The sequence below is a fragment of the Enterococcus mundtii genome, assembly GCF_002947535.1.
In the GTDB taxonomy this organism is placed as follows: domain Bacteria; phylum Bacillota; class Bacilli; order Lactobacillales; family Enterococcaceae; genus Enterococcus_B; species Enterococcus_B mundtii_B.
This window is the reverse complement of record NZ_PUAP01000052.1, coordinates 17,724-38,012: the sequence shown is the minus strand read 5'-3', so window position 1 is coordinate 38,012 and position 20,289 is coordinate 17,724. Positions and strand designations below refer to the sequence as shown.

The window sequence follows — 20,289 nt, the reverse complement described above, 5'->3', positions numbered from 1 at the left end:
AAATTTTTCAAATAATTACATGGGGAGAAATAATGAATCGAATATTACTAGTAGAAGATGATGAGCGTTTGCAACAACTTTATCAATCCGTTTTAGAACGAGCTGGTTTTTTGGTTTTTGCCGTCGCAAATGGGACCGAAGCTTTGAAGCGATTAGAGAGTACTCAAGTAGATGTGATCATCACAGATATCATGATGCCTGTGATGGATGGTTATGAACTGTTGGAAACTTTACGAAGCAGTCGCATAGAAACACCTGTGTTGATCATTACAGCAAAAGCAGATTTTGAAGATAAAAAGAAGGGATTTCAACTGGGAACGGATGACTATATGACCAAACCAGTAGATGTCAATGAAATGGTGTTGCGGGTAGAAGCTTTGTTACGGCGAGCGAAAATCAATCATAGCCACCAATTGAACATTGGACAAACTAGCTTGAACCAAGAAACGTATGAAGTGATCAAGCAGGATCAAGCCATCTTACTTCCACAAAAAGAATTTCAATTATTGTACAAACTACTTTCTTATCCAAATAAGATTTTTACACGTCAACAATTAATGGATGATATATGGGGGTTGGATACCAATACGGAAGAACGGACGATCGATGTGCATATCAAACGATTACGCACGCGTTTTATTGAAAATGATGATTTCCAGATCATGACAGTTCGCGGCTTAGGCTATAAGGCGGTGATTTGATGCGTAAAAAAATCTTTTCACAATTATGGATTTATTTTGCGTGCATTGTGTTTGTTTCCATTTTAGTTACTTTGTTGTGTTTCTTAGGTTTTATTTTCTTACTGTCACACAAAACAGTCCCTGCTTCAGAGCAACAAGCGACATGGTTTCCTCTAGTCGTTTTTGCAGGATTTAGTATGATGGTGGGGACAGGGATCTCGATCTTTGTCGGTCGTCGGATCTTACTGCCAATCAGTGATTTACGAACGAATATGAGCAAAGTAGCAACGGGGGATTTTTCGATTCGGATGAATGAACAACAAAAAGTTGAAGAAGTGCAGCAACTATATAAAGATTTCAACGTGATGGTCCAAGAATTGAGTAGTATCGAAACGTTGAGAAATGACTTTGTTTCCAATGTTTCTCATGAATTCAAGACGCCACTTGCCACGATCCAAGGATATGTGCAATTGTTGCAGCAACCGAATATCTCAGAAGAGGAAAAGCAAGTTTTCTTGCAACGGATCATTGAGAGCATCACTCAGCTTTCACAATTGACAGAAAACACTTTGAAGCTGAATAAATTAGAGAATCAACGAATCCAATTAGAAAAGCGTCCGTTTCGTTTAGATGAACAGATTCGTGAAGTGATTGTTTTTTTACAACCCAAATGGGAGCAAGAACATCTTCAACTGGAGATCGATCTGGAAAGCGTCAGCTTTGTTGGCAATGAAGAATTTTTATATCAAGTCTGGTTGAATCTCATGGATAATGCCATCAAGTACAATCAACCACAAGGAAAAATCAAGATTCGTTTAACACAAAATGCCACTCAAGTGATCGTTGAAGTGACAGATTCTGGCGTGGGAATGGACCAAGAAACACAAGCACGACTCTTTGAGAAATTTTACCAAGGGGAATCCAGTCGCCAATTTTCTGGGAATGGACTAGGATTATCACTAGTCAAAAAAATCATTGAGTTGCATCATGGAAAAATCAGTTATAACAGTATCCCAAAAGTAGGAACGACCGTCATCATTCAATTAGACAAAGAAAACACGCAACCAAATTCTTCGATGGAATAAGATCCAGGGAAGTGAACAGTTAATGATCTATAGGAGCAATAAACCAACAAAAACAAAGAAAAAAACGCCACTTCTGATTCAATAGTTCTAAGGTGTATTTTTCAAGTAATATATACTTGGAAAAGTGTACGAAGACAAGTCGTACATAAGTGAGCATTCGTATATTTTTCTAATAACCGTTATTGGAGGAATGATAGGAATTGAAAAAACAAGTCGGTTTATTGCTCGGACTTTTGACGTTAAGTGTTGGACTAAGCGGAGCCAATCCCATAGTCATTGCAGATGAAGCAACTCATTCTCATGGTACTCCCACAGTATTATTGAAACAGGATTCGGTCTTAGATACACTTGTGGCAAATGCAAGTGCAGAGGATGAAAAACAAGCAGATCGTGGTATCGGTTATTATTGGAAATGCCATACATGTGGCTATCATAGTAAGTGGCATCTATTTCCTGGAACAGCTGTTTCTGCTGCCAATAAACATGCACAGCAATACGATCATGTCACCTCTGTTTATCCAAATTAGCAACTGACTATTTTAGAATGGAGTGTAGCAAATGATGAATGAAACGTGGTTGAACAGGAATAGAAAAGAAGTGATCCGTTTCTCTCTTGCAGTTTTTCTAGGTTTTGCACTGAGTTTTATCGTGTTTGCTTTGTTGTAGGTAAGAGGATAATAAGAAAGTATTCAAAAGGAACAAAGACCAGAAATCATTACGGTCTTTGTTCCTTTTTTGTAAGTAGAATTTTTATGATACTTAGCGTTGTTTTCGAGAATATTGAAGTGATCAGGAGAATGAATGTGAATTTTACTTGCAAACAATATTATACGTGATATAATATTGGTAAATATAAAATATTGCAAACTATAAAGAAGGTGAAGTAATGCATATCCAAGTCCCAACAGTTTTACTCGATGGTACAGTTTTAGCAGCTTTAAGCAGAGAAGACATGTACGGTTACGCATTAACGAAGATCGTCCAAGAAAGTTTATCTGTCAGTGAATCAACGATGTATCCTGTTTTACGCAGATTAAAAAAAGAAGAATACTTAGAAACATACGACGAACCATTCGAAGGCAGAAATCGCCGATATTACCGCTTAACTCCGAAAGGACGTCAACATTTAGAAGAAATCATTGATAAATGGATCGTGTTTCGAGATTCCTTAAACCGATTACTGGAGGAGAATACGAATGAATGAATATTTAAATGATGTGTTGGACGAACTTCAAGAAATACCTGAAGATGATCGCTTTGATATTATTCAATATTATGAAGAATACTTCTTGGATTCTGGCAAAACAGTAGAAGAAGTCGTGGATGAATATGGCTCACCAAAGCAATTTGCCCTGAAGCTGAAAATCAATTATTACTCGGAACAAGACGACGATGAATCAGAATACAGCCAAAGTCCTAAACGGAAAATCCGTTTGATTTGGATGATCGTCATTGGGTTGTGTGCATCACCTTTATTGATTCCTTTAGCATTAGCGTTTATTCTAGCGATTTTTGGTATTCTGATTGGCTTAATTGGCGTGATCATTGGAATCTATGTGGTATGTATCAGTATTTTAGGAGCAGGTTTATTTTCAATCATTTCAGGCGTTGCTGTCTTGCAACAATCGATTGCTAGTGGGCTGTTCTTTGTAGGACTAGGGTTACTTGCCACAGGAGGTGCTGTTTTCTTTGCACCATTACTGTTAAAAGGGACCAAATGGCTATTCCAAATGATGATGAACTTTGTCAAATGGGTAGGACGCCGGTTTATTACGAAACGAGCGATCCATACGACGAATAGTGGGGTGTAAAAAATGAAATTAAAGTATATCTTAGGCGCAGGGTTAGGACTGATGGTCGTTGGTGGCTTGATGGCAGGGTTAAGTTATGCCTCTGGTGCCCAAACGAGTCTGACGTGGGAAGGTGGACCAAGGATCATAGAAATGACTCGCGAAACAAAAGATTTTTCGTCTGAAAAAATCGAAAAAATCGTTGTCCGAGCAGATCACCAAAATATCGTGATCCAACGAGGCGTGAACTTTGGGGTTGAAGCGTCTTATGACAAAACGCAAAAACCAAAGATCAATCTGGAAGATCACACATTGGATATCTCAGCTGACGGTCAAACGCCAGCAGCGATGATCAACGTGACAGACACACGTTCGATGTTGAAGATCACGATTCCTAAAACCATGTCCTTAACAGAATTAGTGGTTGAAGGGAAAAACAATGAATTGTTTTTAGATGAATTTAGTAGTAAGAAGATCAACTTGAATTTAGCAAATACTTGGACGTCGATCAATGAAGTAAGTGGGGAACTTCTTACTGTTGAAAATCAAATGGGCTCGCTAGATTTGCATGAGTTTTCGATAGATAAAGTCAAATTGGCTGCAAGTGATGGCAGTATCCTTTTTAACGACAATGAAAAGTCAATCAAAGGCGAAATCACACTTCAAAATAGTAGTATTGAGTTCTATGAGTATCAACAGCAAGGATTAGCTGTGACACTAGAAGGGGATTCTTACATCAACAAAAATTATGAAACATTGACAACAAAGACTTATAATCAAGGGAATAAAGACCTTAAAGTGACGGGGCATAATAGTCAAGTGAATTTGACAAGTGAAGATGACGAAGAGTCTCCGATGGATGATGAAGACTATGAAGAAGTCTATGATTGATCGTTGAACTGTCAAGACTATCTTTTCCGAAATAACGAATAAATAGTTGAAGAAGCGTATAATTCTTTATGGAATAAGGAATTATACGCTTTTTTATTTATTTTACATGAAATATCATCGCCTATCATCCAATAATATAGTAGAATAAAGAAAGGGAAAAAACGTACATATATGGGGAAAATAGGGTGAATAATGAATGAAAACAGAGGAAATCAAGCGGGAAGAATTGAAAAGTGAATTAGGGAAATTGCATCATTTTTTAACAGAACTGAGTACTAAGTATTATGATACAGACAAAGAAAGAGTAACGATCCAATATCCGAATAATTCCGAAGGTCGACAACTTGAGCAAGTGTACAACGAAATGTTCAAACATCTATTGAAAGTGCAAAAAGAATTAGATTATTATTCACTGCCAATCATCGATACGGGTATTTTGAAATACGATCAAGCAAGCGAACGATTTGTTTTCAAGTCAGTTCGTGAGAATCTCGAATTATCCGCTGGTATGGATCTAGAGATCTTAGTGGAAGATTATTTTACTGAAACGAAACAATGGGTCCGTACACGATTAGAATATTTGCCAGAAGCATCAGGTGGCGTACATGAGAACGGTTGGTATATCACGGAAGACAAAGAATTGGAATTAGAAGGAGCCATGGCAAGGATTCGTAAAAAAACAGAATAGGACCAAGCAAAATTAGGAGTTAGAAAATGAAAGAAAAAAAGGCATTCACTATTAATGGCTATATAGGGCTGTTTATTATTCTTCTAATGTTTGTCGTAGGACTCTTATTATTTTTCATAGGGGTTGCTCGATTTTTAGTTGGATTTTCAATTGTCGGGATTTTCTTATGGGTGATTGTTTTCTTAGCAATCAGCGGACTGACAGTAGTCAGTCCTAATCAAGCAAAGGCAATCGTCTTTTTTGGGCAATATATCGGAACGATTCGTGAAAGTGGATTTTTCTTAACGATTCCTTTTGCGCAAAAAATCAACTTGTCGTTAAAAGTTCGAAACTTCAATAGCTCACTTTTGAAGGTCAATGACTTAGATGGAAATCCGATCGAGATCTCCGCAGTCGTCGTTTTCAAGGTAGTAGATACGGCCAAAGCGCTTTTTGATGTAGCAAACTATCATCAATTTGTTGAGATCCAAAGTGAAACCGCCATTCGTCATATCGCTAGCCAATATCCATATGACACATTCAACGAGGATGATCTTACTTTACGTGGGAATACCACTGCGATTTCAGATGAATTGGCAAAGGAATTACAAGAACGATTATCGGTGGCAGGAGTCGAAGTTTTAGAGACAAGATTGAACCACCTGGCTTATGCAACAGAGATTGCCAGTGCGATGTTACAACGGCAACAAGCTAAAGCCATTTTATCTGCCCGTCAAACCATCGTTGAAGGCGCAGTGACAATGACACAAATGGCCTTGGAGCAAATCGAAGCAGGACAGGATATCGCTTTTACCGATGATCGAAAGATCCAGTTGATCAACAATCTACTTGTGTCGATCATTACTGATAAAGGCACCCAACCAGTGATCAATACTGGAAACAACAAAGAAAAATAGCTGACCGAGGCAAGCATCCGCCAATGGAGCGCTTAGCCAACGAATATCGGTTTGAATCAATAAAAAGAAATTTGGAGTGGGTTACACTTCCAGATTTCTTTTTTTTGAACATATGACAATAATGAAAGAGTTTTGATAGTAAAAAGAAAGGAATTTTCACGGTTACTTGACTATACTTAATTTATCAGAACAGGAAAGAAGGAGTCATGATGAAAAAATTATTGATTGGGTTAGGTGCGTTTATCATCATCGTCTTTGGTGGATATCGTTTAGCAGACCATTTGATCATGGGTGGGGAAAGCTATTATGTTCAAATCACAACGGATGGTGAAAAACAGGTGGATCGCGCTGACGGTGGACAAGAAATCATCAGTTATCGTTATGAATTACCGGGGTTTAATAAAGATGGTAAAGAAAAAACAATGGACTTCAATGGTTTTCAAGAGCGACCATTAAGAAAAGATGCCTATTTGAAAGTAACTTGGAATAAAAATAAAGGCGTGACGTCTTATGAAGAAATACAGGCAAAAGAAATTCCATCCGCAGCACAAAAAAAACTAAATAAAGGGACGGTCAATAATGGATAAAATCGTAGAAATCAATAACGTAACAAAAGTTTACGGAAAAAGTAATGAGAAACAGACACAAGCATTGAACGGTATCAGTTTTAGTGTAGAAAAAGGCGAATTCATTGGTATCATGGGGGCTTCTGGATCAGGTAAATCAACCTTATTGAATATCTTATCAACATTAGATAAACCAACAAGTGGCACGATCCATATCAACCAAGCAGATGTCACGAAGTTGAAAGGAAATCAGCTAGCCGATTTTCGAGCAAAAGAAATCGGCTTTATTTTCCAAGATTTCAATCTTTTAGAGAACTTGACTGCACAAGAAAACATTGCAGTTCCGCTTTCTTTACAAGGCGTGAAACCAAAAGATATCAAGAAAAAAGTCAATGCGGTGGCTGAACGCTTATCAATCAGTCACATTTTAGACAGCTATCCAGCGAAAATCTCCGGCGGACAAAAACAACGGGTGGCAGCTGCGCGTGCATTGGTGACTCAACCAACGATTCTTCTAGGTGATGAACCGACAGGCGCACTGGATTCAAAAAGTGCAAAAGATCTTTTAGACACGATGGAAGAATTAAATACAAAAGATAAAGTCTCGATTTTATTGGTAACACACGATGCTTTTTCAGCAAGTTACTGCCAACGAATCTTATTTATTAAAGATGGCGTGATCCATCAAGAAGTTAAACGGGGAGAGCAAAGCCGTTCAGACTTTTATCGTCAAATATTAACTATTCTAGGTAATCTAGAACAGTAAGGAGGAAACTGAACATGCTTTGGAAATTATCACTTACTGGGATCAAGAGCCGGTTAAGAGACTATATCGTTCTATTTTCAGGTTTAGTCATGGCTTCAGCCATCTTTTATATGTTCGAGTCAATGGCAAGCAACACCGATTTTTTGAACAATAATTCCACTTTAGCGATGACAGTCTTCATCTTTCGCTTTGGGTCGGTATTATTGGGGATCATCACGTTTGTTTACATTCTTTATGCCAACTCATTTTTGATGGCGATGCGCCAAAAAGATTATGCGATGTTTATGATGCTAGGAGCAAAAGGCCGGAAAATTGCCCAAATGATTTTCTCTGAGACCTTGATAGTAGGAACAGTCGCTACTTTGGTTGGTTCAGCTTTAGGGATTGGTTTAACAAGCGTCGTCCATCGACTATTAGTTGCCCAGTTAAATATTAAAATCACTCATTTTACACCGTTCAATATGAATGGATTATTGATTACTTTGCTATTTTTCATCGTACTATTCTTATTAGCAGCGTTTGTCAATGCATTCTCGATTGTCAAAAAACCAATTTTGACTTTACTACGTGCGGATCAAACACCTGCGCAGATGAAACAACACAAATTCTTATTTTTCCTTGAAGTAGTTTTAGGAATCATTTTTATCGGTGTCGGTTATTATATGATGGCAAATATCGGAACCTATCAGTTGATGGCAATCGCCGTCGCGTTAGTTACAATCGTTTTAGGAACGTACTTTATTTTCCATTCGGTCATCATTTTCTTCCTTAAACTATTGAAGAAAACAGAAAATCTTTCGATGAAAAAACTGAACAACTTTACGTTATCACAGTTAAGCTTCCGTATTCGTGAATACACACAAATGCTTTCAATGGTTGCGATGTTACTCGCATTAGCTTTAGGTGCATTAACAGTCGGTCTAGGATTTAAAAACCAGATCACTCAGTTGACGAATGAAGTATCGAATTATGATCTAGTATTGAATCAATCAGAATTGATCGATCAATCTAAAGTGGAGAAACTTTCACCAACGATCAACGCGGTCTACCAACAAAAAGAAGACGAAAAAACAGTGTACTATAATTATAGTGAGTTTGAACAAAATCCATTTTTGATCATGGAAAATCAAACACCTAACACTGGGGAAAGAAACGTCAAAACGAAAAAAGTAACCGCAGAAGAATTAGCGACAAACTTAAATTATCAAGATGAGTTGCGCTATTACGAATTGCCAGAACAACGAGAAAAAGAAGTCAAATTACTGCCAGCAGAAGAATTTGCTCAATTAAATCTTCCACAAACAAGTATGCAATTGATCCAAGCAAAAGATTTCCATGAGAGTATTGAACTGATTGGTGATCTGGTAGCAGAAAACAATAAAAATAATGAATCATTAAAAGATGGAATGTTTAGTTTCACGCAAAAATATGATGCGTACCAAATGATCAACGGCATGTTCTCAGGTTTTGAATTCATGGGCTTCTTCTTAGGGATCGCCTTCTTGACGATGTTAGCAAGTTGCTTGATGTTCAAGATCCTCTCAGGTAGCAAGAGTGATGTCGTTCGTTATGAGATGCTCGGTAAGATCGGTGCTCGTCAAGCATTGTTAAAACAATCGATTCGTCGAGAAATCGGTATTCTCTTCTTAGCACCAGGGATTCTAGGAGCCATCCATGTATTATTTGGACTTCAAATGTTTACTGTTTTGATGGATGATCCATATCACAACTTATGGATACCATTTACAATATTCTTTGTTCTCTACTTTATCTACTATGTTGTAACTACTTGGCTGTATACAGGCATCGTTTTGAACAAAAAAGAATAAGTTGAGATTGATAAAGAGCGAGAAGATGGTTCGTAGAAAACCCTCTTCTCGCTTTTTCTGTTGCCTTCGATAAAATTTAGTGAAATAGGATATAATAAAGAAAAACCTAGGGATACGATAGGAGGCTATTGATTATGAGTGAACTGGCTAGATTTTTCAAAGATGAGCAACTGCAACAAATCCCTAGAAAAGAAAAAAATAAACGCTTGATTTTTGATCATCTTTATTCAAAGTTTGAATTTGATAGAGATTACTTAGAGAGGGAGGTCAACACTATTCTAAAAAGTATTTATCCTGATCATGCGATATTACGGCGCTACCTCGTCGATTACCGTTATCTCGATCGAGAAAAGGACGGTTCGATCTATAAAAAGGCAGTGAGAGAGACAGAATCAAATAAATAAAAAACGCATCTCTTTAAAAGCCAAATTGGCACGAAAGAGATGCTTTTTTTAGGAACTTTTATTTGTTTGCTTTTGCCAAGCATCATATTTCAACAAAAAATATTCGATCACGAAAAACAGCGTCGAAGTTGTTTCAAAAGGTGTAAGGATATCTTCTTGATTTTGTACTTCTGGATTCAAGAAGAAAATCGTTTCATCACAAAGTTTTGAGACAGTTGAGTTCCTAAGTTTTGTGATACCAATTGTCTGGATATTTCGTTGTTTCAGTTGCTTCGCTAATTTGACGACTTCTGGAGATTCACCATTTAGTGTGATCAATAGGACTAAGTCTTCTGGCTGAATGATTTGGTAAAACTGCTTATTGATTGAAACAGCACCAAAGTCATAGAGTATCAATCCATTATGTACAAAGAGCAGTTTCATGTAACTTGAAACTAGCGTTTGTATATCACCGGATCCATAGATAAAAATCCGATTCGCATTAGCCATCATTGTACAAAGATCAGTAAAATCTTTTTTCTTGAGGTTTTTGATTGTTTGGATATGATTTTCCAAAATTTCCTCCTCAAACTCAGATAGACGCACATTTTCCTGTGTAAGTTCATTTTTCAGATGATATTTGAATTCTGAAAAACCATCAAACTCTAGTTTTTGGCAAAAACGCATGATCGTTGTGCGTGAGACATTGCATTGTTTCGCCAACTCATTAATAGACATCGTTAAAGTATGTTTCTTGTGCCCTGTAATGTAGGACCAGATAAGAAAATCGTTTTCAGTCAGTCTTGACTGAAACGTGGTAATACGGTCTTGTAACATATGTTTTCTCCTCATGATTTATTCGCCTAGACATGGTGTGACGATTCACAATTTGTGTGAAAAAAACCTTTTGTTCGTGAGAAACTCTTAAATCCGCCAAATGCCACCCACGAGTCCATTTTAATAGTAAACTAACAATCAGTAAAGCGCTTACTAAAAAATACGAAGGGCAAAAAGACTATGATGAAAAAAATTCAAAGATTTGGCGGAGCAATGTTAGCGCCTGTCATGCTATTCTCTTTTTTCGGTATCGTGATTGGTTTTTCTCTGCTTCTTTCAAACCAAACGATCATGGGAGATATTGCTGCACCTGATACACTTTGGTATAAGTTCTGGAATGTCGTAGCCGCTGGTGGGTGGACCCCGTTTTTTCAATTACCACTTTTATTTGTTATTGGATTACCAATCAGTTTAGCAAAAAAATATGCGGCTCGAGCAACGATGGAAGCATTAGTGATCTATATTGCTTTCAATTATTTCGTCAATGCAATTTTAACGTTATGGCCAAATTCTTTCGCTGTGGATCTATCTCAAGGGACAGCCGTTGGTTCTGGGTTAACATCGATTGCTGGGATCATTACTTTAGATACGGGCATGATCGGAGCATTATTGATTTCAGGTATCGTGGTTTATTTGCATAATCGCTTTTATGAAAAAGAATTACCAGAGATGTTGACGATTTTTAGTGGTTCTGTTTTCGTTACGATGATTGCTTTTTTTGTCATGATTCCTCTAGCACTTTTGATGTGTGTCGTATGGCCTATCATCCAAGAAGGAATGAGAAGCATGCAAGGATTTTTTATCAATTCAGGAAATTTTGGTGTATTCATCTATCAATTTTTACAGAAAATCCTTATTCCAACTGGCTTACATCATTTTGTGTACGCCCCATTTGCTTATGATAGTGCGGTAGTTGAAGGAGGGATGGCTGCTTATTGGGCATCAAATATCGGCGAATTCCAAACAAGTGCGCTCTCACTCAAAGAACTTTATCCATTTGGGGGTTTTTCTTTATCGGGCATGTCAAAAGTATTTGGAACTGCTGGCTTAAGCTTAGCCATTATTCAAGCCGCTCATCCAGATAAAAAGAAGAAAGTCATCGCATTGATCGCCCCAGCTGCTTTAACTGCGATTTTGACGGGAATCACCGAACCGATCGAGTTTACTTTCTTATTTGTTGCCCCAGCTTTATGGGGTGTCCATGCGCTATTAGATGCTTCGATTGCTACGGTTTCTTACGCTTTTGGCGTCGTTGGTGATTTTGGTGGTGGATTGATCAATTGGTTAGGACTAAACTGGTTGCCTCTTTGGAATTTTCATGGTTCAACCTACCTCATCCAAATTATGATCGGACTTACATTTACTGCGATCTGGTTCTTAGTATTCACTTTCATGATCAAAAAATTCAATCTAAAAACTCCAGGACGTGAAGAGGAGGTATCAGAGATACAACTTTATTCAAAAGCTGATTACGAAAACAAAAAGAAGACACAACAAGATGAACAGGAGAAAAACCTACCTAAACATGCGCGACAAGCACAAGCCTATCTAGTGTTAGTAGGTGGAAAAGAGAATGTACTTGATGTGACGAATTGTGCAACACGGTTACGACTTACCGTGAAAGATATAAGTAAAGTAGCCAGTCCTATTGATTTTCAGGAAGCTGGTGCCTCTGGGCTAGTCAATCCAGGCAATGGTGGTATTCAAATCATTGTTGGATTGACTGTACCAAGAGTGAGAGAATCATTTGAAGAATTGATCGTAAAATAAGAGGAGGACAATCATGAGTAAGAAAAAAAGTTCAATCTTGATCGCAGGTGGAGGGAGCACATATACACCCTCATTAGTGATGATGTTAATAGAAGACCGAGAACGGTTTCCAGTCAGAAAAATCAAATTTTATGATAATGATGAACAAAGGCAAGCAGTTATAGCAAAAGCATGCGCGATCATCCTCGCAGAACGAGCGCCAGAAATCGAATTTGATTATTCAACAGATCCGAAAGAGGCTTTTACAGATGTTGATATCGTCATGGCACAACTACGAGTCGGAAAATATGCCATGAGGGAACAAGATGAAAAAATTCCATTTAAGCACAATGTTGTAGGTCAAGAAACATGCGGACCAGGGGGACTTGCTTATGGGTTGCGCTCGATCGGGCCAGTTTTAGAACTAGTCGATTATATGGAAAAGTATTCACCAGATGCTTGGTTATTGAACTATTCTAATCCAGCAGCAGTTGTCGCAGAAGCAACAAGGAGATTTCGCCCCAATTCAAAAATCATCAATATTTGTGACATGCCTGTTTGTTTAGAAGATATCATGGCTCGAGTGATTGGGCTACGGGATCGTAAAGATTTTGAAACATCTTATTTTGGCTTGAATCACTTTGGGTGGTGGACAAGCATCAAAGACCATGAAGGCAATGATTTGCTACCAAAAATAAGCGCCCATGTAAAAAAATATGGTTATACGGAACAAACACAACAAGGCCAACACAAAGAAACAAGCTGGTTGGAAACCATGTTAGCCGCCAAAGAGTTACATGAAATCGAACCCACCTTTTTATCCAATACGTATTTAAAATATTATTTGATGGCTGATGAAACGGTTGCTCATGCCGATAAACAATATACAAGAGCGAATGAAATCATTGATGGACGGGAGAAAATTGTTTTTGAAGAATGCCAGCGGATCATTAATCATCAAACAGCCAAAGACACTCTTTTTGCCTCTAATGAGCATGCCTCATTTATTACAGATCTAGCTTGTGCGTTGACATTCAATACGAAAGAGCGCATGATCCTGATCGTTGAGAATAATGGTGCCATCTCTAATTTCAATCACGATGCGATGGTCGAATTGCCTTGTATCGTAGGGAAAGACGGTTATGAAGTACTATCGATTGGTGAAATCCCTACTTTCCAAAAAGGTTTGATGGAACAGCAAATTGCATCTGAAAAGTTAGCAGTCGATGCTTGGGAACAACAATCATATCAAAAATTATGGCAAGCCTTCATCATGAACAAAACGGTACCTAGTGCAAAAGTAGCAAAGGAAATCCTTGATGAAATGATCGAAGTCAATGCTCCTTATTGGCCGGAGCTTCACTAAGTATCACTTATAAAAATGAAAGGGATCGGCTGTGGGAAATCCTTCAGCCGATCATTTTGAAAGTCGATATGGCAGTAAAGAATAAATTTCAACTCGTCTATTTTTTTCAATATGCGCTGATGGCTATTTTGATGACACAAATCGTTCCGTTTTTAACTGGACAAGGATATGATGCGGTACAAAGAGGTTGGTTTTTAGCTTCTTACAGTGTAACTACGATTATTTTCCAAATTTTTATTGGCTATTATTCTGACCGAAGCAAGCAGATAAAGAAAGTTGCCATGGTAGTTTCTTTACTATTCGTATGCTTTGCGATTAGTTTTTATTTGCTAGGAAAAGAGGTCTGGCTGATACATCTGATCGTACTGGCTATTGCAGGAGGGTTATGCAATACAGGAGCAACTGTCCTAGATAACTGGGTGCTGTCAGAATCAGAGATGCGCAGCAACCTTGCGTCGATCAAAGCAATAGGTTCTTTAGGTTGGAGTGTGATGAGTGTATGTATTCCGGTATTCATTTTTAATAATAATTACCAGTGGCTGATCGTTCCCTTTCTCTTTTTTCTAGTCAGTTATTTGTATATCGCAAAAACAGTGCCCCAAAAACCTCACGATAAAAATGAACATAAAGAACAAGAAACTAAGGAATTTAATCTTGCAGATATGTATCAACTGTGCAGGAATGGGGATTTCTTAGGTTATACGTTGCTATTTTTCCTTTTATATTTAACGATCGTCGCCAATAATACGATCGTGATCGACAAGTTACTCTTAATGGAGAGTGGAAATACATTCGTAGGATTAAAATGGGCGATTCAAGCTTTCTGCGAAATCCCAGCGTATCTTTTATTGAATCATTCGGTGACAAAATGGAAGAATGAGCGATTGATTTTTATTTCTGGTTTCTTTTTGGTCCTGCAATTTTTGATTTATGCAACTTCGCGAACGCCGTTAGTATTGCTTGCTGCCAGTTTCTTGCAGTTTTTCACTGTACCAGCTTTTACTATCGGTAGTCGAATGATCATCAGTGAGATTACCCCTAAAAATGTTTTTTCCTCCGGACAACTTCTATCTATAAGTGTTTATATGGGGCTTTCTTCCTTCATTTCTCCCTTACTAGGAGGTGTCTTGGCGCAACAGTTATCATTGAACCAAGCACTTTACTTTTTTAGTCTGCTACCGATCTTCGCTTTTCTTTTTTATTACTGCTACAGGAAGTATCAAAGAAATAAATGAAAAATCTGAACAGATGCGTACAAGAAAGGTGGGGGATTCCTTACTTTTTTGTATACTCAAATAAAGGAGAGGAATACTTATGGACAAAAAAGTGCAAGTCTCAGCTAAAATGACATCCAAAAAATCAAATCACTGTCCCTAAGAGTGTGCGACAAAAATTAGGCTTGAAAGAGAATCAGAGAGTTATTTTTGAATTCACACCTGAAGGTGAAATTAAAGTGACTAGTGAAAAAAACAATCTGGATTTTGAAGGATTTTGGAAGCATGAATTGGCTGTGGCGGAAGAATACACGAGTTACGATACAGAAATCGTTGATTTTGGAGAGAATGTAGGCGAGGAGAAAATCGAATGGTAAAACAAGGGGATATTATTTTTATAGATTTGAATCTAACAAAAGGGAACGAACTAGCAAAAAAACGCCCGTGTGTCATCATCAGCAATGACAACTATAACAAGATTTTCAATACAGTTTTAGTCATGCCAATCAAGTAGTTCAACAAAATATTTACAGGGGAAATATCAACGCTCAGGTGCATTTCAAACAATTTTTGATACAGCGATGAATACAATCAAAGGAACGATATTATGTCAACATATCCGAAGCATTGATTTATCTCAACGCAGTAATCTTCAAGTGATTGATCAAATTGATCCTCAAACGAAAGAAAGGTTATCAGAGATTGCCAAATATTTTTTCTAACCAATAATGCAACTTTCCAGCGCCTATTTAGGTGGAGTAAGGTACATAAAAAGAACCAGAACTCAGAAGTATTTCATCAACTTCTGAGTTTTGGTTCTTTGATGTGTGTCCATTTTTGCTATCTCAAAAATTGTTTCATCCGAAAGACACGATCAAGGTTCAAGCGACTAGCAAGTGGCTGATCGGTTTCTCTGACCGTAACAGAAAGTTTCTGTGGGATTTCTCTCTCTGAAAAATGATGCCATAGGTCCCAGAAAGAAGCAAATCTTAATTCTGATAGATACAGAAGTGAGGGATTTCTTTGATTGAACAACGAAATGGTCATCCTAGATGAGGTAGACGAAGAATTTCGCCAACGGGTAGGAACGACAAAGGAATCCGTTCGCTCGTTTGTTTTAGAATCCTTTTTTTCTTGTTCTTTTGGTTCGTCGTATTGCGTCAAGTCATAGGCTTCAATGATGGCATTCAATTTTCTAGAATATTGTCGATCTGTTGCATAGCGCCCTTCTAAATACTTCGTTGCTTCTCGGTAATCTTTAGTCTCAGATTTCCATGTTGGTTTATAAAAATCAGCATTATGTGATAAACCATTTTTGATCAAATCGGCATAGTCTTCTAAGCTTTCTTTATATGATGGGTATTTACGAAATGCTGCACGAATCTGATAGTTTTGCCCAGCTGCCGTTTGTTCTAAGGTATTGAAGGAAACACTGCTCCCTTTATAAGCGCCCTTGATCCCAAAAAGATTATAGTTGGGTGAGCGAGAAAGCAAGCTGTTGCCAGAACCACTTTCTAGAATAGCTTGTGCCATCATAACAGAAGCATAAATATTTTCTTCTTGCCCAATTTCTCGAGCATCTTCAGCGATTTTTTCGACAAACTGATCTGTTGTTTGATTTTGTGCGAAATGGAATGAATCGTTGATCCCATCTAAAATCGGTGAACTAGCTAACGAATTTGTCGCTCGTGGTAAACCAGCTATATTGACACGTAAAGCAAAGTCGGGTCTGTAAGCCTTGATGGAAGTGATCCGCACATGGTCACCCGGTTGAGGGGCATGGATGTAATTCCCATTACCAATATAAATACCTACATGATGGGTAGTACCAGAAGCAGGGCCCCAAAAGACTAAATCGCCCGGTTGAGCATTCTCGACAGGGATTTGTGTGCCAGCATATTGTTGTTCCCCTGTCCAACCTCCAATTGAATGGCCAGTTACTTTTTTATAGATGTAATAAGTCAAACCAGAACAATCGAAAGTCGTAGGACCTTTGGCACCCCAGACATATGGTTTTCCCAGTTGGCGATACGCTTCTTTTACAAGTGCTTGTTGGGTGCTCGTTGTGTTGGCCGGTAAAATTGCTTCGATCGGTGTTTTTACAACAAAATCAGATGATTCTGAAGCAGGATTTTCAATTCGATCGGGCGTCTGTGGCCGATTAGTGTTTGTTGTCTGATTTGAAGATGAGCCATTATTGTTTGTTGATCCTGTAGAACCGTTTGTATTGCCATTATTATTTGACGAACTTGGCGGTCGTGAAGGATTCGTTGTATTTCCTGTAGTTGAATTTCCGTTGTTGTTGCCATTATTTCCCGAATTGCCAGTGTTGCCATTATTACCACTATCCGGAATATCTGGAGTAACTGGCGCTGGCTCAGAAGAATCTGTTGTTTCTTCTTCTGGGGATGTTGGTTCAGAAGGGGAAGTCGACGACTCAAACTTCGCGGAGATCGTTAAATCAGTCACGCCAACTGTAAACATTTGTTTGGTATAGTCGATTTCTTGCGCACCTTCGATTTTGACAGAAACTAATTGTTCATTTGTTTCAGGTGTGATCATATATGTAACTTCGGTTCCTTCTTCTAAGTCTTTGACTTTGCCAGACTTAGAAATCTCTAGAAAATCTTCTTCCGTGTACTCTCTCGTTTTGATCTCAGATTTTTCTTTCTCTTCATCAACGATCTTCAATTTGATTTTTCCACGTAAATTCCGATCAATCGTTAGCGTCCGAGTGGCTGTTTCGGTCGATTCTTCCGTTGATTCCTCTGGATTATCGGAAGAATCTGTTGAAGAACTTGATAGTGTGGAATCATTAGTACTTGAATCGGTCGTATCTGAAGGTACCTCCGCAACGATCGAGCTTTCGGCTGTCTGTGTTCGCCTGATTGTAGCAAACGCAGGCTGTGTAGATAACAAAGTTGGAGCAATCAGCCAAGATGCTGCAAGTAGGCGTATTGCTGTTTTTTTCTTCATAACGAAATACTCCTTTTCTTTTTCCACAGTTGCACTAATAAAGTTGCATCTGTTCTGTCAGTTGCTTGATTTCGTGAATAAAGTCAATCATGATTCACGAATAAAAAACAAATAAACATTGGACAAAAGCATTAAGTAGTCATTCATTTCGTTTGAACATTCATTGTTAGATGTACCCTATTTCATTTGTGGGGGCACAAATTTTGGGGGAAATGAGTACACTTACAATAAGTTTACCAAAGATTTATCAATTCTTCAAAACATTTCGATAAATAACGAACGTAAAAAAAGTCGTAGTTAGTGGCTTTTTTATGGGAAAAATAAAAATATAAAATAACGCATTATTTTAAAAACCAATGACAACCGGTGCAGTCATCATTGGTTCACAAAAAATATTCATCTTATTGATGGGAAGAGAGATTGATCGATCGAGTTGAGGAACGTTGGATCAACTCTACGGGCAATAAAAGTTCTTCCCATGATTTATCAGGATGTTGGATACGTTCTAAGAGTAAGCGAGCAGTCGCTTTACCTAACTCCAAGATGGGTTGAGCAATGGTCGTTAATTTAGGCTTCATGTATTCACACATATCGATATTATCATAGCCGATGATGCTATAATCTTCGGGAATGAGTTTATCATGCTCCGCTAATCCGCGATATACACCAAAAGCTAATTCGTCATTCAATGCGAAGATCGCTGTAGTAGCAGAAGAAAGTAAATCAGGAACGATTTCATAGCCCCCTTTTTTTGAAAAGTGAGTAGGGAACCAATGGATCTGTTTCTCAGAATGATCCACATGTTTACACGCGGCTAAGAAACCATCTATCCGATTTTGGACATTTTGCGGTGTTTGTTGTGGATAGACTAAAGCAATTTCCTGATGCCCTAAACCTAATAGATGCTCACCGGCTAAGTACCCACCTTGGTAATCATCTGTTAAGACCGCATCACTAGAACCTTCTGCTTTTTTTTGATCTAGTACGATAAATGGTTTCCCTTGTTTCTTCAAAGAAACTTGGAGGGCTTTCGTTGAGACAGCCGAAGAGGCAATAATAAATCCGTCGACGCCACGTTGCGTCAATTCAAGTAAATAATCCGTTTCTTTTTGATGATCAAAATCTGCATTGCATAGAATCGTGACAAAATTTTGTTGGTAAAGATAGTCTTCTATCCCTTGCATCAATGTATTGAAAAAAGGATTGGTGATATCAGGGACAAGGACACCGATGGTTTTTGTTTTCTTTGTGATCATTTGACGTGCAATGTAATCGGGTTGGTAACCTAATTCGTCTCTTGCTTTTACTACTTTTTTGACCGTATCTGGATGGAATTTTGCTTCATTGCCATTCAAGATCAATGAGACAGTTGCGATAGATACGCCTGAATGTCTCGCAACGTCTTTGATCGTCACTTTTTTCTTTGCCATTGCTATACTCCTATCTCTTTCTTAGTGTCATTTTCCCATGAATACGTAAAGAAGTAAATGATGATTCTGTGATATTCGTCACCTTGCACATCCTGGAACCGAATAAACGGTATTCCAGAAGTAACTCCTTCAGAAATAAGCCAAAAAATCAAAAAATGAAAGAACCATTTTCTATTTTCCTTTCTTATGCCTCTGTGCTGAACGTGCCTTTCACGACCTCTTGTAAACGGTGTTCAAGGCGCAACACTTCGGACATAAGACAAAAAATAAAAAATGAAAGAACCATTTTCTATTTTCCTTTCTTATGCCTCTGTGCTGAACGCGCCTTTCACAACCTCTTTTGAAAAGGTTTTTTTCACAACCTTTCATTTCAGTGTTAAAATAGAGGAGGTTTACTAAATAGACAAATAAACGGGAGAATGAAGGTGGAAGTTTTATGAAATATGTAGAAGTGAAAAATGAATTTAAGCGTTACAAGATGGGCGAAACAACGATTACAGCGAATGATGATATTTCATTCTCCATTGAAAAAGGAGAATTAGTGATCATCCTTGGGCCTAGTGGAGCAGGGAAATCAACGGTTTTGAATATTTTAGGTGGGATGGACACACCGGATGAGGGACAGATCATCATTGATGAAACAGATATTGCTCAATTCAATGACAAACAATTAACGGCTTATCGTCGGACAGATGTTGGCTTTGTTTTTCAATTTTATAATCTCGTTCCTAACTTAACTGCAAAAGAAAATGTTGAGTTGGCAACAGAAGTTTCGCCAAATGCGTTAGATCCTGTAGAAGTATTGACACAAGTGGGGCTTGCGCACCGCTTGAATAATTTTCCGTCGCAATTATCAGGAGGCGAACAGCAACGTGTGTCGATTGCACGAGCGCTTGCGAAGAACCCAAAACTATTACTTTGTGATGAACCAACCGGCGCATTAGATTTTGAGACAGGAAAACAAGTCTTGAAATTATTGCAAAATGCTAGTCGTGAACATGGAAATACCGTTTTGATCATTACGCATAACTCGGCTTTAGCGCCAATCGCTGATCGAGTGATCCATATCAACGATGCCAAAGTCCGTGCAGTCGAATTGAATGAACAGCCTTCATCCATTGATGAACTAGTTTGGTAAGGAGA

21 protein-coding genes are annotated in these 20,289 nt (G+C 38.1%); 18 read left to right on the top strand and 3 right to left on the bottom strand.

Annotated features, from left to right (window positions below):
* The first annotated feature begins 32 nt into the window (after nucleotides 1-32).
* The 12 genes from CUS89_RS15010 (at nucleotide 33) to CUS89_RS14955 (ending at nucleotide 9,595) form a co-directional block, all read left to right on the top strand.
* Nucleotides 33-701, top strand: coding sequence for a response regulator transcription factor (locus CUS89_RS15010; RefSeq protein ID WP_104872704.1), 669 nt, complete (start codon nucleotides 33-35; stop codon nucleotides 699-701).
* Entirely contained in the window at nucleotides 701-1,765 is a 1,065-nt protein-coding gene (locus CUS89_RS15005) for a HAMP domain-containing sensor histidine kinase (RefSeq protein ID WP_104872703.1), read from the top strand. Before CUS89_RS15010 ends, CUS89_RS15005 begins: the two co-directional genes overlap by 1 nt.
* A gap of 200 nt (nucleotides 1,766-1,965) precedes the next feature.
* Complete coding sequence (locus CUS89_RS15000; RefSeq protein WP_104872702.1) at nucleotides 1,966-2,292, top strand: hypothetical protein; 327 nt, start codon at nucleotides 1,966-1,968, stop codon at nucleotides 2,290-2,292.
* Between the two features lie 359 nt (nucleotides 2,293-2,651).
* The gene (locus tag CUS89_RS14995) at nucleotides 2,652-2,969 is read left to right on the top strand and encodes a PadR family transcriptional regulator (RefSeq protein ID WP_010736371.1); all 318 of its coding nucleotides are present in this window, start codon (nucleotides 2,652-2,654) and stop codon (nucleotides 2,967-2,969) included.
* Nucleotides 2,962-3,576, top strand: coding sequence for a DUF1700 domain-containing protein (locus CUS89_RS14990; RefSeq protein WP_034690030.1), 615 nt, complete (start codon nucleotides 2,962-2,964; stop codon nucleotides 3,574-3,576). The genes CUS89_RS14995 and CUS89_RS14990 overlap by 8 nt, the downstream gene beginning before the upstream one ends.
* 3 nt (nucleotides 3,577-3,579) lie before the next feature.
* Nucleotides 3,580-4,446 carry a DUF4097 family beta strand repeat-containing protein gene (locus tag CUS89_RS14985; RefSeq protein ID WP_258082444.1) on the top strand — a complete coding sequence of 289 codons (867 nt, stop codon included), beginning with the start codon at nucleotides 3,580-3,582 and terminating at the stop codon, nucleotides 4,444-4,446.
* A 196-nt stretch (nucleotides 4,447-4,642) separates the two neighbouring features.
* Complete coding sequence (locus CUS89_RS14980; RefSeq protein WP_104872701.1) at nucleotides 4,643-5,134, top strand: DUF5348 domain-containing protein; 492 nt, start codon at nucleotides 4,643-4,645, stop codon at nucleotides 5,132-5,134.
* Nucleotides 5,135-5,160: 26 nt separating this feature from the next.
* The gene (locus CUS89_RS14975; RefSeq protein WP_104872700.1) at nucleotides 5,161-6,030 is read left to right on the top strand and encodes an SPFH domain-containing protein; all 870 of its coding nucleotides are present in this window, start codon (nucleotides 5,161-5,163) and stop codon (nucleotides 6,028-6,030) included.
* Nucleotides 6,031-6,239: 209 nt separating this feature from the next.
* Entirely contained in the window at nucleotides 6,240-6,617 is a 378-nt protein-coding gene (locus tag CUS89_RS14970; protein ID WP_104872699.1) for a YxeA family protein, read from the top strand.
* Nucleotides 6,610-7,362, top strand: coding sequence for an ABC transporter ATP-binding protein (locus CUS89_RS14965; protein WP_104872698.1), 753 nt, complete (start codon nucleotides 6,610-6,612; stop codon nucleotides 7,360-7,362). The genes CUS89_RS14970 and CUS89_RS14965 overlap by 8 nt, the downstream gene beginning before the upstream one ends.
* A 14-nt stretch (nucleotides 7,363-7,376) precedes the next feature.
* Nucleotides 7,377-9,191, top strand: a complete 1,815-nt coding sequence (locus CUS89_RS14960) for an FtsX-like permease family protein (RefSeq protein ID WP_104872697.1) — start codon at nucleotides 7,377-7,379, stop codon at nucleotides 9,189-9,191.
* A 134-nt stretch (nucleotides 9,192-9,325) separates the two neighbouring features.
* On the top strand, nucleotides 9,326-9,595 hold the full coding sequence (locus CUS89_RS14955) for a DUF2087 domain-containing protein (protein ID WP_104872696.1): 270 nt from the start codon (nucleotides 9,326-9,328) through the stop codon (nucleotides 9,593-9,595).
* Between the two features lie 48 nt (nucleotides 9,596-9,643).
* On the opposite strand, the gene CUS89_RS14950 is transcribed toward CUS89_RS14955, so the two are convergent.
* Nucleotides 9,644-10,411 (bottom strand): MurR/RpiR family transcriptional regulator, encoded by a 768-nt coding sequence (locus CUS89_RS14950; RefSeq protein ID WP_104872695.1) that lies wholly within the window; start codon nucleotides 10,409-10,411, stop codon nucleotides 9,644-9,646.
* A gap of 180 nt (nucleotides 10,412-10,591) precedes the next feature.
* Between CUS89_RS14950 and CUS89_RS14945 the strand changes: the two genes are divergently transcribed.
* From CUS89_RS14945 to CUS89_RS16495, 5 genes are all read left to right on the top strand, one after another.
* Nucleotides 10,592-12,181: an alpha-glucoside-specific PTS transporter subunit IIBC gene (locus CUS89_RS14945; protein WP_104872694.1), complete on the top strand. Its 1,590-nt coding sequence runs from the start codon at nucleotides 10,592-10,594 to the stop codon at nucleotides 12,179-12,181.
* A 13-nt stretch (nucleotides 12,182-12,194) separates the two neighbouring features.
* Nucleotides 12,195-13,526: a 6-phospho-alpha-glucosidase gene (locus tag CUS89_RS14940; protein WP_104872693.1), complete on the top strand. Its 1,332-nt coding sequence runs from the start codon at nucleotides 12,195-12,197 to the stop codon at nucleotides 13,524-13,526.
* Between the two features lie 68 nt (nucleotides 13,527-13,594).
* Nucleotides 13,595-14,761 (top strand): MFS transporter, encoded by a 1,167-nt coding sequence (locus CUS89_RS14935; RefSeq protein WP_104872709.1) that lies wholly within the window; start codon nucleotides 13,595-13,597, stop codon nucleotides 14,759-14,761.
* A 218-nt stretch (nucleotides 14,762-14,979) separates the two neighbouring features.
* On the top strand, nucleotides 14,980-15,117 hold the full coding sequence (locus tag CUS89_RS16500; RefSeq protein ID WP_258082446.1) for a hypothetical protein: 138 nt from the start codon (nucleotides 14,980-14,982) through the stop codon (nucleotides 15,115-15,117).
* Entirely contained in the window at nucleotides 15,111-15,254 is a 144-nt protein-coding gene (locus CUS89_RS16495) for a type II toxin-antitoxin system PemK/MazF family toxin (protein ID WP_258082443.1), read from the top strand. Before CUS89_RS16500 ends, CUS89_RS16495 begins: the two co-directional genes overlap by 7 nt.
* 326 nt (nucleotides 15,255-15,580) lie before the next feature.
* On the opposite strand, the gene CUS89_RS14920 is transcribed toward CUS89_RS16495, so the two are convergent.
* Both CUS89_RS14920 and rbsR read right to left on the bottom strand, forming a co-directional pair.
* Complete coding sequence (locus tag CUS89_RS14920) at nucleotides 15,581-17,716, bottom strand: glucosaminidase domain-containing protein (protein WP_104872692.1); 2,136 nt, start codon at nucleotides 17,714-17,716, stop codon at nucleotides 15,581-15,583.
* A gap of 401 nt (nucleotides 17,717-18,117) precedes the next feature.
* On the bottom strand, nucleotides 18,118-19,146 hold the full coding sequence (gene rbsR / locus CUS89_RS14915) for a ribose utilization transcriptional repressor RbsR (protein ID WP_104872691.1): 1,029 nt from the start codon (nucleotides 19,144-19,146) through the stop codon (nucleotides 18,118-18,120).
* Nucleotides 19,147-19,582: 436 nt separating this feature from the next.
* Here rbsR and CUS89_RS14910 point away from each other — a divergent pair, with 436 nt between their 5' ends.
* Entirely contained in the window at nucleotides 19,583-20,284 is a 702-nt protein-coding gene (locus CUS89_RS14910) for an ABC transporter ATP-binding protein (protein ID WP_104776525.1), read from the top strand.
* The last annotated feature ends 5 nt before the right edge of the window (nucleotides 20,285-20,289 follow it).